At 40.3% G+C, this 15396-nt stretch carries 12 protein-coding genes; 7 read left to right on the forward strand and 5 right to left on the reverse strand.

Annotated elements, in window-relative coordinates:
- Positions 1–352: 352 nt before the first annotated feature.
- From AAGA18_06605 to argS, 5 genes are read left to right on the forward strand one after another with little or no spacing between them, the layout of a single operon-like run.
- Positions 353–2173 (forward strand): anthranilate synthase family protein, encoded by a 1821-nt coding sequence (locus AAGA18_06605; GenBank protein MEM9445005.1) that lies wholly within the window; start codon positions 353–355, stop codon positions 2171–2173.
- A 16-nt stretch (positions 2174–2189) separates the two neighbouring features.
- On the forward strand, positions 2190–3848 hold the full coding sequence (locus tag AAGA18_06610; GenBank protein ID MEM9445006.1) for a glutamine--tRNA ligase/YqeY domain fusion protein: 1659 nt from the start codon (positions 2190–2192) through the stop codon (positions 3846–3848).
- Between the two features lies 1 nt (position 3849).
- Positions 3850–5130, forward strand: coding sequence for a serine--tRNA ligase (gene serS, locus AAGA18_06615; protein ID MEM9445007.1), 1281 nt, complete (start codon positions 3850–3852; stop codon positions 5128–5130).
- 10 nt (positions 5131–5140) lie between these two features.
- Positions 5141–6661, forward strand: a complete 1521-nt coding sequence (lysS, locus tag AAGA18_06620; protein ID MEM9445008.1) for a lysine--tRNA ligase — start codon at positions 5141–5143, stop codon at positions 6659–6661.
- 8 nt (positions 6662–6669) lie between these two features.
- Positions 6670–8793 (forward strand): arginine--tRNA ligase, encoded by a 2124-nt coding sequence (gene argS / locus AAGA18_06625; GenBank protein MEM9445009.1) that lies wholly within the window; start codon positions 6670–6672, stop codon positions 8791–8793.
- Here the strand turns inward: argS and pelF are convergent.
- The 4 genes from pelF to AAGA18_06645 are packed head-to-tail and all read right to left on the reverse strand — an operon-like array spanning position 8771 to position 12814.
- Complete coding sequence (pelF, locus tag AAGA18_06630; GenBank protein ID MEM9445010.1) at positions 8771–10318, reverse strand: GT4 family glycosyltransferase PelF; 1548 nt, start codon at positions 10316–10318, stop codon at positions 8771–8773. The two genes, argS and pelF, sit on opposite strands and share 23 nt — an antisense overlap.
- Positions 10315–11313: a hypothetical protein gene (locus tag AAGA18_06635; GenBank protein MEM9445011.1), complete on the reverse strand. Its 999-nt coding sequence runs from the start codon at positions 11311–11313 to the stop codon at positions 10315–10317. The genes pelF and AAGA18_06635 overlap by 4 nt, the downstream gene beginning before the upstream one ends.
- A gap of 16 nt (positions 11314–11329) precedes the next feature.
- Entirely contained in the window at positions 11330–12427 is a 1098-nt protein-coding gene (locus AAGA18_06640; GenBank protein ID MEM9445012.1) for a hypothetical protein, read from the reverse strand.
- A gap of 12 nt (positions 12428–12439) precedes the next feature.
- On the reverse strand, positions 12440–12814 hold the full coding sequence (locus AAGA18_06645; protein ID MEM9445013.1) for a hypothetical protein: 375 nt from the start codon (positions 12812–12814) through the stop codon (positions 12440–12442).
- Positions 12815–12981: 167 nt separating this feature from the next.
- Between AAGA18_06645 and AAGA18_06650 the strand changes: the two genes are divergently transcribed.
- Positions 12982–14079, forward strand: coding sequence for an SAM-dependent methyltransferase (locus AAGA18_06650; GenBank protein MEM9445014.1), 1098 nt, complete (start codon positions 12982–12984; stop codon positions 14077–14079).
- Positions 14080–14506: 427 nt separating this feature from the next.
- The gene (locus AAGA18_06655) at positions 14507–14878 is read left to right on the forward strand and encodes a hypothetical protein (protein ID MEM9445015.1); all 372 of its coding nucleotides are present in this window, start codon (positions 14507–14509) and stop codon (positions 14876–14878) included.
- 63 nt (positions 14879–14941) lie between these two features.
- Here AAGA18_06655 and AAGA18_06660 read toward each other — a convergent pair whose 3' ends face one another.
- Positions 14942–15364, reverse strand: coding sequence for a PilZ domain-containing protein (locus AAGA18_06660; GenBank protein MEM9445016.1), 423 nt, complete (start codon positions 15362–15364; stop codon positions 14942–14944).
- Positions 15365–15396: the final 32 nt, after the last annotated feature.

Raw genomic sequence — 15396 nt, forward strand, 5'->3', positions numbered from 1 at the left:
TCACAGCGCTACGCTCTATTCTTTGGGTACGTACTGTTGCTAAAGCGAGACTCATCATCATGTTCGATAGCTCTTTATGCTGTTTGGCAGCACGAATATAAGCGAGAAAGTTTAGGTCCCTAGGTTTTGTAGATGAGCTAATCGGAGTATCAGAATTATTGCCTTGGCTACTGAGTGTATAGGAACAAAATTTTTGTTGTAATGCGGGGTTCACAGAGTGCCTCAAAAAACTGAATCCGGCTATTAACTAGCCGGACGGCATGAGATGTAAGAATTCTTCTTGATCATTAGATGAGGCGAAATAGCATGCCCAATCTAGAAAAATTTAAGAAATCAAACATTGGTAATGAGTATGGATCTTTCATCTCCATTTTTCCTTTATTCTAAAGGGGCTGAAGCATGTTTTTACGCTGGGACGCTTAAAAAGTTTCAGTGTTTGAAAGAAGTGCCTCGTCCTTCGCATGGTTCAAAAAATATTTCAATTAGCATGGTTCCATACTCACAAATCAAGGAAAGAGATTGCGAGGCTCATGGCGAGGATGAAAAGATATTTTCGTTGCTTGTGGAGAGGGAAGAGAAGATAGATCTCAAAGCTTTTCTGCAAGGAATTGAGGACCAAAAGATAACAATTGAGGGAGAATTAGAGTTTCGACCAACAGATGAGGAATTCATGGCTGGATGTCAGGCCATTATTGAAGATGAAATTAAGCGAGGAGAAGGCTCAAATTTTTTGTACTCAAGAAAGACTTTAGGTCGTATCTCACAATTTAATAGTGAGACTGCATTAATCATCTTGAAACGTCTTTTGGCTAAGGAGTTTGATGCATACTGGAATTTTTGCTTTTTTACCGGTGAACAATATTTTATTGGCTCCTCACCAGAGAGACATCTCACTTTTGTAGGTGATACCGTTTTAATGAATCCCATTTGTGGGACACTCCCGAAGTCGCAGTTGAAGTCCGAAAAAAATCTACATGATTTCATTACAGATCCAAAGGAAGTTAATGAGTTGTTCCAAGTAGTTGATGAGGAGCTCAAAATGATGTCCAAGATCTGCTATGCGGGAGGATTGGTTAAAGGGCCGTTCCTCAAAGAAATGGGAAGCGTTTTACACACAGAGTACTTGTTAGAAGGAAAGTCGGGTCTTGATAAAATCGAGGCCTTCAGAGCTTCTATGTTCGCTGCAACCATGGTTGGAAGTCCACTGGAGAACGCTGCTCGTGTGATTTATAAATACGAGAAAGAAAGTAGACGCTACTACTCAAGTGCAGTGATGTTGTTGGCAAATGATGAAAAAGGTAAAGAGTTTTTGGATAGCGCCATTACTATCCGCACAATTGAGATCGATCAACAAGGATATTTTTCTGTGCAATCGGGTGCAAGTATTGTTAGAGATTCGGATCCAAAAAAAGAGTGCGAAGAGATTAAGGCAAAAGCCCAAGGTCTTTTAAAAGCTATCTCCCAGCCTGAAGAAAGAGCACCTATGCGCGTTTTGCAAAACTATCTATCTGAGAATAACAAAGAGATATTTAACAATAGGAATGATTACTTATCTAAATTCTGGATAGAAAAACAAAGAGATCTTTCTGATCAAGCGCAAGAGGGGGGACAAGAAATCCTGATTATTGATAACGAGGATGAGTTCACCTACATGCTGCGTCATATGCTAAATCATCTAGGCTTTGTGACGAAAGTTACCAGAGTTGAGAATTATGATAAGGCTCAGCTAGGTGCAAAGACATTTACTGTTTTAGGTCCTGGACCGGGTGACCCCTTAGATCTTGAATGCCATCGAATGAAGAGTTTGCATGAGATTGCTCAAGACTTGCTAAAACATAATCGAAAATTTTTGGCAGTCTGCCTTTCGCACCAAGTTCTATGTAAAACGCTTGGGTTTGATATTATTAGAGTGGATCCACCGCTGCAAGGAGTTCAAAAAGAAATCAATTTCTTTGGAAAGCGTGAGAAGGTTGGTTTCTATAACACTTACTTTGCTAACTATCATAACCATGTTGAAACAGCTGTAGAAATAGAGGCTTCAAAAACTGAGGAAGGTTATGTTACAGCACTCCGTAGTGAAAATTTTCATAGCTTCCAGTTTCATGTGGAATCCATTCTCACAACTAATGGAATACGCCTCTTGCAAAATGCAATGAAGAGTTTGGGTGTTTAGATGAATGGAGAGCAATATGGCAGAAGAAAGTAAAACAGAGGCGTCAAATTTTATATTCGAAATCATCAAACAAGATATTGCCGATAAGGTAAATGGAGGAAATATTCAAACGCGTTTCCCTCCCGAACCAAACGGATATCTTCATATAGGTCATACTAAAGCACTATGCCTCAGCTTTGGCGCTGCAGAAAAATTTTCAGGTAAATGCAATCTGAGGTTTGATGATACCAACCCTGAGAAGGAAGAGACAGAATTTGTACAAGCGATCAAAGATGATATTACGTGGCTAGGTTTTGAATGGGCCAAGGAGTGCTATGCTAGCAATTATTTTGAGCAACTCTATAGCTGGGCTCTCCAGCTTATTAAAAAAGGATTGGCCTACGTTGATGATCTAACAGCAGAGGAGATGGCTGAGTATAGGGGGACGGTTACAAATCCTGGGAAAAATAGCCCTCATAGGGATCGCTCAATGCAAGAAAATCTAGACCTCTTCCAACAAATGCGTGAGGGCAAATTCCCTGATGGATCGAAGACTTTGCGAGCTAAGATAGATATGGCAAGCCCCAATATGCATTTCCGTGACCCAGTTATGTACCGAATCAAACGCCAACACCATCACCGCACAGGGGATAGATGGTGTATTTATCCAAGTTACGATTATGCACATGGTCAAAGTGATTCATTAGAGGAGGTAACGCATAGTCTTTGCTCACACGAATTTGAGACGCATAGGCCACTATATGCCTGGTTTATTGAGCAGTTAGAAATTTTCCCATCAAGGCAGATCGAATTTGCTCGCTTGAATTTGACTTACACAGAACTCAGTAAGCGTAAACTTCGTCGACTTATTGAAGAAGGAGTTGTTAGTGGCTGGGATGATCCTAGGATGCCCACACTTCGTGCGATGCGCCGTAGAGGTGTGCCTCCTCAGGCCATTAAGAACTTTGTTAACAGGGTTGGAGTTACTAAATATATTGGTTGGACTGATATTGCTTTGTTAGAACATGAAATGCGCAACGTTCTCAACCAAAAGGCAACCCGTAGGATGGTGGTTTTTGATCCGTTGAAGGTTGTTATCACGAATATTCCTGAGGGCGATACGAAGACCTTAAAGATTCCCAATAATCCTGAGGATCCAGAGGATGGAGATAGAGAAGTCATCTTTGGTAGAACAGTATATATTGAACGAGCTGATTTCTTAGAAGATGCACCTAGAAAGTTTTTTCGGCTCAAGCCGGAAGGTGAAGTACGGCTGCGAGGTTCTTATGTTATTAAATGTGAAGAGATCATTAAAGATGAAGCAGGTCAAATTACAGAATTAAGATGTGCAGCAGATTTAGAGACATTAGGTCAGAATCCTCAGGGTCGAAAGGTGAAAGGTGTGATTCATTGGGTTCATGATGATAGTAGTGTGCCTATAACAGTGAACCTGTATGATTTGTTATTTAAAGAAGAAAAGCCCACAGATGATAAAGATTTACTCGAGCAGTTAAGTGAGAACTCATTGCAAACGGTAGAGGCTGTAGCGGAAGGTGCTTTGGCAGAAGCTACAGTTGAAAAATACTATCAGTTTGAAAGGATCGGATACTTTGTTATGGACTTACAATCTAAAGCTGAGAAGAAAGTCTTTAATCGCACTGTCGCTTTAAAGGATCGTTGGAACAAGAAATTTTAATATGATAGACATTAAAGAAGTTTTGAAGGATCCGAATAAGATGCGGGCAAACATTAATGCAAGATGCTCTAATGTTGATCTCGATGCCATCTTAGAGAAACGGCAATCCTATTTGAAGCAGATTGGACATGTCGAATCATTGCAATTTGAATCAAATAATATAGCAAAGTCTATGAAGACTTCTGCTGCTGAGGATAGACCTGCCCTTATTGCAAAAGGGCAAGAGCTCAAGAGAATGGTAGGGCTAGCAAAAGAGGGCCTCAATGAACTTGATGAAGCACTAGATACTGAAGTGCGAAAGCTTCCCAATTTTATGTCTGAGGATGTGCCTATTGGCACTAAGGAAACAGACAATAAAATTATTTCAACCTTTGGGGAACCAACAACATTTAACTTCAAGCCGCTAGATCATTTAGAACTTGGTCAGAAGCTGGATCTCATTGACTTTGAGTCAGGGGCAAAAGTTACGGGAACGAAATTTTACTTTCTAAAAAATCAGGCTGTACTACTGCAGCATGCCATAAAAAGCTTTGTCTTTAAAAAAGCGATTGAGCAAGGATTCACTCCATTACAAGCCCCGGATATAGCTAGAAATAATATTTTAGAGGGTGTTGGTTTTGTTCCTCGAGGTGATGAGAGTAATACCTATGAAATCGCTGGTATGGACATGAGTCTTGTGGCAACCGCGGAGATCAGTGTTGGCGGTATGCATTCGGATGAGATTATCGATATCAAAAAACTTCCACTGCTTTACGCTGCGGAGAGCCATTGCTTTAGGCGTGAGGCTGGTACTGCTGGGAAGGCGAGCAAGGGGCTGTATCGTGTTCACCAATTTGAGAAAATAGAGTTGTTTGCACTTACTCTTCCTCAACAGAGCGAAGAAATTCATGAAAAAATTAGATCATTGGAAGAGAGTATTTATCAAGACTTAGAGATTCCATACCAAGTGGTCTTAAACTGTTCTGCAGATTTAGGTGCTCCCGCCTATAAAAAGTATGACATTGAGGCTTGGATGCCTGGTAAAGGAGATGCGGGGGAATATGGTGAAGTTACTTCCGCTAGTAATTGTACTGATTTTCAAGCGCGTCGTTTAAAAATCCGCTATAAAAATCCGAATACAGGAAAAAACCAATTTGTGCACACCTTAAATGGAACGGCATCAGCTCTAGGTAGAACCATGATTGTGCTTATGGAAAACTATCAAAATGAAGAGGGCGGAATAAGAATACCTAGAGTATTAAAGCCCTATACAGGTTTTGATATGATTGCGCCAATAGTCTAGTAACCAAATAATTAAAATCATGAGTGAAATTAGGGAAATCAGAGAGAAGAAAAGAGAGTTATTCAAAGAACGCCAAGGGGTTTATAATGTAGGGAGATTTGAAAAGACACATCATTGTGCCCAAGCCAAAGAATTGCCCGACGACACCGAGGGTGTTGCTCTGGCTGGCAGAATTGTAGCGATGAGAGATATGGGGAAGCTATGCTTTGGTCAAGTAAAGGACAGCCACGGCAAATGTCAGTTCGGTCTAGATGTTGGAACTCTAGGCAAGGAAGAATATAAGTTTTTGACAAAAAATTTAGACATTGGTGATTTTGTTGGATTCCAAGGAAAGATGTTCACAACCAAGAAGGGGGAAAAGACTTTAAGGGCAGCTGAAGTTATTCTGCTTTCAAAGTCCCTCAATCCATTGCCAGAAAAATGGAAGGGACTAGCGGATTCTGAGACTTGCGCACGCCAACGTTATCTCGATCTTATCGCCAATAAAGAGACTTGGGATCGCTTTGGAAAACGTAATCGAATCCTAAGGCTAATCAGAAACTTTTTAGATAAACACGAATTTGTGGAAGTAGAGACACCTATCTTGCAAGCCGTGTCCTCTGGTGCCTCAGCAAGACCGTTTATTACCCATCATAATGCCTTGGATATTCCACTTTATTTAAGGATTGCTCCAGAGACTTATCTCAAGCGTTTGATTGTGGGGGGGTACGATAAGGTCTTTGAATTAGGTAAAAACTTTCGTAATGAAGGTGTAGACTCCTCCCATCTTCAAGAGTTTACCATGTTGGAGTTTTATGCGACCTATTGGAACTATCGTGATAATATGAAGTTTATCCATGAAATGATTGTACATATCGTGCAAGAAGTTTGCGGATCACTGGAGGTAGAATATCAAGGGGCTAAAATTGATTTCTCGGGAGAGTGGAAAGAGGTGACTTACAGAGATTTACTCTTAGAAGATACGGGAATCGATTTACATAAGATCGAAGGGCTCAAGCATCTAAAAGAAGAAGTCCAGTCTAAGGGGATCAAGATGGATTTAAGTAGTTTTGTCGGAACAGGTGCACTCATTGATGCATTGTACAAGAGAGTATCTAGACCTAAATTGATTCAACCTATGTTCTTAACCAAACATCCAACAGAACTGGTTCCCTTGGCCCGTTGCTCGGATGAAAATTCCAAAGAGCTGGATATGTTCCAAGTAGTCGTGAATAGCTGGGAGATTGTAAAAGCTTATTCCGAGTTGGTAGATCCAATTGAGCAGCGGCAACGTTTAATGGAACAGCAAGCCTTAGCGGATGCAGGTGACGAAGAGGCCATGATGTTTGAAGATGATTTTGTTCAATCTATGGAATATGGAATGCCACCCATGTCGGGATTAGGGCTTGGGGTTGATCGCCTTGTTGCGTTGTTAACAGATTCTAAAAGCATACGAGACGTTGTCTTTTTTCCATCAGTCAGACCACCTAGTGCCGATTCTCAAAATGTAGAGGAGGGGAAGAAAGAGGTGACCGAGACCACTTCTAACTAATTCAGTGCATGACCAACAAGGAAAATATTACTGATAAGCTAGCATTAGCTTTTCGTTCTGTATATGAGCAAATAGAACAAGAAGATGTTAGTTTTCTAATTGAATGGATAGAAAAACCAGCACAAGAAAGCCATGGTGATTATGCTTTTCCTTGTTTTCGTTTGGCCAAAACACTGCGAGAAAATCCTGCGAATATCGCAAAAAAAGTAGCAGCAAAAATTGAGGGGTTTGAAGTTGAAGCAGTTGGTGGATACATCAATTTCAAAGTAGATCTGACACGATTCGCCAAGAATCATTTTCCTGATATTATCACAGGCAAAGACTTTGAACCAAAGTCTTTTGAGGAAGAGACTGAAGGCATTCTAGTTGAGTATTCTCAGTTAAATACGCATAAAGCGATGCATATCGGGCATGCTAGGTGTGCTGCAATTGGCGATACTCTAACCAGAATGATAAAGCAATCTGGTAAAAGAGCAATTCCATCAACTTACATAGGAGATGAGGGTTCTCATGTGGCCAAGTGCCTTTGGTATTTGATGAAATTCTCAAGCTTAGATGAACTCGCGAAACATGAGCAGAAAGGGGAACAATTAGGACTCATGTATACGAAAGCTGCCAACCTCCTCGATCTATCCACATATACCAAGGTCCCTAACCCATCTATTGAAGTGGCCAAGGTTCAAAGTATTAAGAAGCTCCCGAGTAATGATGAGCTAAGTATTGTCAGACTTAATACCAAAAAAGGAGAGCTAGAGGTTATATGTGGAGGTAAGGGTTACGATGTAAATTCAAAAGTGGCCTTCTGCCCTAGTGGGTCTAAATTAAATGAACGCTTTATTGGTGAAAAAGACTATAATGGGGTTGTGAGTCATGGCGTCATTTGCAGTGAACAGGAATTAAAGATTTCCGATGATAAGGATCAGATAGCCGTTTTGGATGAAAATTGTGAAGTTGGTGCACCAGTAGCCAAATTTTTTCCTTTGCCTGGCTATGAAGGCAAAGATTTTATCCAGGACCTTCAAGTGATGGAGACTGAAGTTAGTGATGTTTTAAGAAAACTGGAGAGTAATAACGCGGAGATTATGAGCATTTGGAAAAAGACTAAAGAATGGTCTATGGATGACTTTCGGGTGAATCATGATTGGCTGAATTGTTCTTTCGAGGATTGGGGCTATGAGTCTGAATTTGGCGATTCTGGAAAAGAACTAGTCAGGCAATTTTTGGAGCAAGATATCTTTGTGAAATCTGACGGTGCTATTGGCGCTGATTTATCCACGTTTGATTTAGGTTTTTGTATTTTTATTAAAACTGACGGCACAGCGACTTATGCCTGCCGTGATCTGGCATTGGCACGTTCTCGCTTTGAACAACAGCAGCTCAATCAAATTATCTATGTCGTTGATTCAGCTCAGAGCCTCCACTTTAAACAAGTATTTAAGTCACTGGACTTGATGAAATTTTCTGAAACTTCTAGTTGCTCACATTATTCATACGAAGCGGTCGTTCTCAGAGGAAAAAATGGCAAGCCAGAGAAAATGAGTAGCCGCAAGGGTAATATTGTGTTGTTCTCTGACTTAAAAGACCAGATCACTAAGATGATTATGGATAAATTTTTGCACCTCAAACGTAACGAATGGACGGGGCAAGAAATTCAGCGAACCTGTGATCTTATAGCATTAGCGACTATTCGCTATGGTATGTTGAAACAAAGTGGCGATGCTAAAATAGCTTTTGATCTGAATGAATGGCTTGATACTAAAGGTAATACAGGTCCCTACTTGCTCTATACTTATGCTCGGGTGAAATCAATTGAACGCAAAGTTGGCCGAGTCAATTGGGTAGATGTTGATTATGAAGTTCTCAGGCTTTCTCAGGAGTTAGATGTGATTCGTTCCATCATGCAGTATAGTGAAGTGTTTGAGAAGGCAACCACAAGTCTTCAACCTCATATCATTTGCACTTATCTATTTGAACATGCTTCAAAGATAAACAGCATGTATCATGAATGTCCTGTTGCTAATGCTGAGAATAAGAAGTTATGTGATGCCAGAGCATCTCTTCTCTTGTCAGCAAGCAAAATTCTAGAACATGGACTAGACCTTTTAGGTATCAAGACTGCAGAGCGTCTTTAGTATATACTTTGTGATACTGATTTAGAATATCTGTTTGCCTGTAGAATTTTTCAACTCTTTGGCGTCCTACAGCACCCATTTTATCCTGTAGCTTACGGTCACCGAGAATGGTGGTGAGTGACTCAGCGGTGTCTTGAGGCATGGATGTACCATTCAACATACCTGCTCTGCCCAGCGCTTTATCTTCAGCCGTTCTCCCAAATATTAATTCGCGACATGCACCTACATCTGTGCAAACAACGGGTACTTCAGCAGCAAAAGCTTCTAACACAACCAGGGGGAGACCCTCGCTAAGACTAGTGAGAACCATAACATCAATTTCAGGCATGATTCGGTCGATTTGACTGGAGCCCATGAATAGAATCGACTCCTCTAGGTGAAGCATCTTGATGATTTCATTGCAATCTTGGTAGTAGTCTTGATCTTCTTCTTCTGGACCGTAGATTTGTAAGCGTGCGCTTGGTAACTTTGTGATGACAATTCCCCAAGCGCGTAACAACATTTTAATATCTTTAATAGGCACAACTCTACCTACAAAACCGGCAATTTTTCTATTGGGACTAGACGTGCGAATTGCTCTACGGTTTTGAATAGCTTGGTCAAATCGTTCGGGATGAATACCGTTAGGTATAACTTCTATTTTCTTCTCGGATGCCCCAAATTCTACTTGTAATTTAGCATTCCCCTCGTAAAGGGTGTAGATATAATTGGAGGTTCTGTAAGCGAATATTCCAAAAGTCCTGAACATAGCTATCCATAATTCTCTTAGCTTTTGAGATTGGTCACCAGGATCACTAAATCTTCGTTCGGGTTCATAAATCCAATCTGCTCGGTTTATTTCCAAGATCCGTTCCTTAGTATAGATCCCATGTTCTGTTAGGATAAGTGGCCGTTTAGTTTGTCTAGCAAGTATCGCTCCAACTAAGCCAGCATAACCTGTTGATATAGTATGGTAGACATGGGCTTGAGGAACACGATTACAATGACGAATAAGTCGCCAAACAGGTATATGTAAAAAGCGTACGGTCCAAAAATAGTCTAGAAAAGAAAAGTTAGCCAAATATTTATAATAGATTTTCTCTAGAAGATTCCAGGCTTGTTGATCGTGGCATAAGTTGCCGAAAGTAAGTTCCGGAGTTTCTAGGATGAGTTTAATGATTTCAAAAAACTCCTCGGTTTGAGCATGAGGATCTTTTTCCGTATAAAAGTGTTCTAGCTTCGTGTAAAAAGAATTAAGTAGTGTTTGTGAGAGAGGAGCTGGTTCCATCTCTTCATCTGACAAGCGATCAAATAAATATATTTTTTCATGGTGGATATGATTGGCTGGGCGCTCATAGTAATATTCGCTAGTTGAGATCTCATCAGCACCAATAAAAAAGGTGGCAAAGCGAATGTTCGGCATTCCTTCAATGAGTTGGTGCACCCATGTGGACACGCCTCCTCGTACGTGAGGATAAGTTCCTTCGAGAATAAAACATACATCAGCTAACGACTGTGTAGGAGAACTATCTACTTGTTGGATCATGTAGAGGGTATTTCTCTGAGCCAAAAGCTTTTAAGTTGTTGAAGTTGTGGGTCGATTATTGGCTTGGCAGGACCAATTGCGTCAGTATATCGATGCAAGGTAGAATAGTATTCTGTCCAATTGCGTTTCAGAAACAAGAGATTCAAATAAGACGAAATAAGTGTTGGATTATTATAGTTCAGTGAAGAAAGTTGATTCCAAAGCTCTTCAGCTCGAGGTAGATGATCGAGCTCAAGCGCGTACTTAAATGCCTTGTGCAAAACATCGGGATTTGAAGGTTGAATTTGCAAAATATCTAAGAGAATCTGCAATATTTTCTCTTTGTTTTTGATTTGGTTTTCAGAGGCTACTAGTCCAAGCGTTAACATGCTCTCCATGCATTCAACAGTTTTCTGCATGGTACGTATGCTAGTTGGATCTTGTTCTAACTCTTTCTTTAGATTTTTTAGTTTTGTTTCGATTTCATTCGTAAAACTTTGTAAGAGGGTTTGAGCATACGCGCGAACATACTCGTCACTGTCTCTTACTGCTCTTTTGAGAAGTTTTATTACTGGAGCCCCATGGAGAAGACCAAGAGATAAAATAGCCTTACGTCGTTCACTGTTGTTCCCATTATTAAGGACAGATAGAATAGACTGTTGCCTACTTTCCTGTTCTTTAAACTGTTTTGAGAATTCAATTTGGTCTAATGGGTCACCAACCAAATATGCCAGCTCATATTTTGCATATTCTGGGATAAATTTTTGAAATATGATAACTGAGATAACTATCATGGCCCCCATGACTGGGATAGCTAAGCAGGTGCCGAATACATAAGGATAGGAGATCAACCTTTGTTCTGATGTAATATAGCGTCCTAAAACTATGGCCAGGACTGCGCAAGAACATAGGTGAAGGAGACATGATAAAGTAAAGTAATGGTTAATGTTTACCGTTAAAAGCAAGACGGATAGCACCTGTATACTTAGCGCTAAGATCGAGATGACTATTTTCATGAGTGATCTGTCTGTGCTACTTTACTTGAGTAGCTAGTCTTGCAATGTTTTGGGTTTTTTTGATTGTGACATCCGGTGCTGAAAGAAGATGTAGATGACTAATCTGGTCATAGAGCGCTCTTTTATTGAGAAAGTCCTCAATTTGATAGGCTTTTGCTTCAATTTGTAGGTTAGGAGAAGATATGTTCTCCACAATTCGATTTAGACACAGCTCAGCACCACGTTGCCCTGTTAAAGGAAGCAACAAAGCAATATTAGGAAAATTCAGGGTAGGGTTTTCTAGCACGGCAGGTAGGTCTCCATAACGGAACTGAGGTGATAGTATTTCTTCCAACTCATGCTGGGTGTTTGGTTCCATACTCTGACTATAAAATAACAGTAAACTAGCGGGTAGCTGTAGCTTCTTTTGTGTGAGGAAGGAAAGTTCTAAGATGTAATCCAAGTAATGGTGGCAAAATATTTTAGTGTTCCCATGAGGTCCTACTAACTTGAAATCACTGTTTTCAAGATCAATTGTATTTGCTCGTTCTGAAATAAGTCGAGCGGCCCATCTACAAATGAGATTGATAGAATGCATGTTGCTTTGATTCATCTCAGAGAGTGGCATTCTTCCAATGACCAGCACTGCAAACGCATCCTCATTTTTTGACATGAAAGGAACAGAGAGTAAGAAATCATCATGAATGCCATCAGAACTTTGCTCTGTCGACCACATCTCTGGTAGGGCGATAAGGTCTTGTTCTTTCAGACACTTTTCTAAAATAGGGCTTTGTTCCAGACTTAAATGTTCAGGAAATTCAGAATCTAGACCTACATAGGCAATCCTTTCCAAGGGCAATTGCCTATTGGTTGGGCACATATAAATCGCTGCCTGTTCGATAAAATGTTTATGGCTTAACATGGTGAGGATATTGGGATAAATTTCGGCTTCTGAGCACTGGCAAAGTCGACGCAACTCGTAGTCCAGAGTGGAAACATCAGCATTAAGAGTAGCTAACTTTTGCTCTAGTTCATCTTTGCCTTCGCGCACTAGGTATAATTCTTCATCGAGCTCTTTAAGGCGTTGATGAGCATTCTCTAGTAAAAAGTTTTTTTGTAAAAAACGGAGATTCATCCAACCTTGAATTTAACCAATCAACGCACCGACAACAAAAAATGCGAATAGCAGATAAAGGTTATTATCAATAAATGAGCGAATAAAGTAAAAATCTAGTTTCGTTGCAAGTAACGTGACTGTAATAGCTGCAAAAAGCCCAGATAGAATTCCCGCAATGAAGCCGTAACGGCACCCGACGAGTAGAGGAATTAATAAATAAGGATTCGGGTTTAATTCTTGCCATCCCATCTCCTTTTCATCAAAGATAAAGTTAGCGAGTAAAATGAGACAGGTTATGACTATGGCATCTAGTGAGACCAAATGCCACTTGGGAGAAGTTTGCTTGAGGTGTTTTTGAATCCATCCCAGTGCAGTGCCTCTTTTGAGTGTCTCTTTTTTGCCCATTTTTACTTGCTATATAAATTCTGAAATACTCAACCCTTAGCTTCAATTGGCATCGGCCAGCTAAGCTCCCACTTTTTAATTCGACCAAGGATTTTTAAGCTTAAAGCATAACCCAACTTTGTATTTAGGAATGGATCTTCTCTGGCTAATCATTCACCATTTCATTGATGTCATTAGAGAAAACGGGACACGAGAGTGTGGAGGCTATGATTGCTGAGAAGATCAAATTAGAAGGAGATATTGCCTTTGAGGATTTTATGTCTATCTCCCTCTATACCAAAGGGTTAGGCTATTACTTGAACAAAAAGAAGAAGACGGGAAAAAGTGGAGATTTTTACACTAGTGTGTCGGTTGGAAGTGCTTTTGGGAGCCTTTTGGCTGAGTTTTTTCGGCGCTTTAAAGAGCACATGGCGAATCCAAAACCTTTTTTAATGGTTGAGCAAGGAGCAAATGATGGGGAATTAGCAAACGATATACTAAGATATTTTCAACAGGTTGGAGAATTGTCGGAAGTAGAATATTGGATTGTAGAGCCGAGTTCCTCTCTCCAGCATCATCAGAAGGAACAGTTACAAAAATATGGCTTTGTCGATCAGGTAAAATGGTACTCTTGTTTCGAGGAAATAGAAGACAATAGCATACAAGGTGTTTTCTTTTCCAATGAACTGGTTGATAGCTTTCCAGTCAAATTAGTTGTTTATCGTCATGGTCAATGGATGGAGAAACGCGTTACACGAGTTGATGGCTCTTTTAAATTCAAAGAAACAACCCTGAGGGATTTATCAACACTTGAATATATAAAAAGATGGAAGCTCCCAGCTATAGAAGGATATCAAGGGGAAGTTTGTTTAGGAGTCAGGAGGTGGGTCAAGCAAGTGGCAAGTAAAATCAAAGAGGGCCTGTTCTTAACAATTGATTATGGATCAAAAGCAGAGAGTCTCTATGCTCCGGGTAGAGGTCATGGAACCATTCGAGCTTACCGCAATCACCAGCAGAAAGATGAACTTTTGTCTTACGCCGGAGAGCAAGATTTAACGGCGCACGTTAATTTTTCGCAAATCATTGAGGAAGGAAAGGCGAGCGGCCTAGAATTTCAGGATTATAGAGATCAGCACCAAGCGCTTATTACTATGGCCAAACATCGGCTATTAAAAATGGAAACCAGCGGTGGTCCTATCGACCAAAAATTCTTGAGACAATTCAAGACACTTACACATCCTGAAATCATGGGGAGCCAGTTTAAATTCCTTTCTATGGTAAAGTAATAGTTATTTTAGCCTGTGGCAGTATTCGTTAACGATTTACATGATATAAGTGTATGGCTATCTCTTCTCTGTAATGCATCATGTGGTTTAAGAATTAGTGGAAATTTATCAAAAATTGCATTAAAGATGTAAATATATATTGTTGTAAAACCAATTATTCAATTTTTGGAGAGTTATAGCATCTTCTCTTTGAAAATTGAGAAAATTGAGAAAATTTAAGAATTGTCTTCTATGTATGGCCTTCGTCTTAAAAGCCCCTTGAAAAAATCGATAAGAAGCTCGATTATTAAGGTCCCCCGGATTCTTGATTCAGAAAAATTATTGGAAGAAGTCAAGAGATGCTTGGAACTGATTCAGGCATCGAAGGTCCCCTAGAGTATTAGATAGTTGTGTTCTTATAAACTTGATTTACGTTAGGGTCATGAATATGCCAAAAATCACTATCGGGCTAGCAATTATATTAATATTACTTGGCTTAGCGGGCTATCTAGGTACAGGCATGGCGAGCTTCACGGCACTCATACCAGCTTTTTTTGGTATTGTCTTTCTAATATTCGGCCTCTTGGGACTCAAAGAAAATATGCTAAAGCATGCGATGCACGGTGCTGCATTATTCAGTCTTATTGGTTTAGCTGGCTCAGGCATGGGTCTCGCGAAATTACCGGCTCTGTTAGCGGGAGAAGCTGAGCGCCCAGTTGCTGTTATACTTCAATCTGTGATGGCTGTTCTCATGGTACTATTCATTGGACTTTGTATAAAGTCCTTCATTGATGCTAGGAAGTTACGAGAGAGCACTTAAAGTTCTTAGTGTCCTAACCAAAACAACAGCGCTGTTTCATGCAGTTGAAGCAATTTGCCCCTTCTAGTATTCTTTTGTAGAAAAAGCTAACGGGAACTTTGCCCGTATACGCACTTGTTCCTGGATCATGTTTTCTAAGGGAACATTATCTTTATCATCGAATTGGATGACAATGACGCTTTCGTGGATTCTTATAATGATGCCCTTCACTGGGACTGTTTCATCTTTGTAGGCTTCTTCGCCATCGTCGTTTTCTTCTCTAAATCGAAGCTCACCTTCGAGGGTATCATGCACATGAAATAGTGAACTGTCAGGAACATAGACTCTTGCCCCGCCTTCGGAGATTTCAAAGACACGATAAACCGTCTTTTCGTCTATGATAAATCGAGGTCCCTCATTTTCAGGGTAACGCAGCCGGTAAAAGCGTCGTCTTTGCACAGGTTTTCTCAGAAGTTTTTTGGGTCTGTCGATTTCTTCTTCGCTCATAGAGTTTGGATAGTGATTCCGGAAAATCCCCT

This window comes from Verrucomicrobiota bacterium, assembly GCA_039192515.1.
GTDB lineage: Bacteria > Verrucomicrobiota > Verrucomicrobiia > Methylacidiphilales > JBCCWR01 > JBCCWR01.

Excerpts from the sequence above, each read along its gene's own strand:
- AAGA18_06605 (MEM9445005.1), top strand. The coding sequence starts at position 353 with ATGGATCTTTCATCTCCATTTTTCCTTTATTCTAAAGGGGCTGAAGCA.
- AAGA18_06610 (MEM9445006.1), top strand. The coding sequence starts at position 2,190 with ATGGCAGAAGAAAGTAAAACAGAGGCGTCAAATTTTATATTCGAAATC.
- serS (MEM9445007.1), top strand. The coding sequence starts at position 3,850 with ATGATAGACATTAAAGAAGTTTTGAAGGATCCGAATAAGATGCGGGCA.
- argS (MEM9445009.1), top strand. The coding sequence starts at position 6,670 with ATGACCAACAAGGAAAATATTACTGATAAGCTAGCATTAGCTTTTCGT.
- pelF (MEM9445010.1), bottom strand. The coding sequence starts at position 10,318 with ATGATCCAACAAGTAGATAGTTCTCCTACACAGTCGTTAGCTGATGTA.
- AAGA18_06635 (MEM9445011.1), bottom strand. The coding sequence starts at position 11,313 with ATGAAAATAGTCATCTCGATCTTAGCGCTAAGTATACAGGTGCTATCC.
- AAGA18_06640 (MEM9445012.1), bottom strand. The coding sequence starts at position 12,427 with ATGAATCTCCGTTTTTTACAAAAAAACTTTTTACTAGAGAATGCTCAT.
- AAGA18_06645 (MEM9445013.1), bottom strand. The coding sequence starts at position 12,814 with ATGGGCAAAAAAGAGACACTCAAAAGAGGCACTGCACTGGGATGGATT.
- AAGA18_06650 (MEM9445014.1), top strand. The coding sequence starts at position 12,982 with ATGTCATTAGAGAAAACGGGACACGAGAGTGTGGAGGCTATGATTGCT.
- AAGA18_06655 (MEM9445015.1), top strand. The coding sequence starts at position 14,507 with ATGCCAAAAATCACTATCGGGCTAGCAATTATATTAATATTACTTGGC.
- AAGA18_06660 (MEM9445016.1), bottom strand. The coding sequence starts at position 15,364 with ATGAGCGAAGAAGAAATCGACAGACCCAAAAAACTTCTGAGAAAACCT.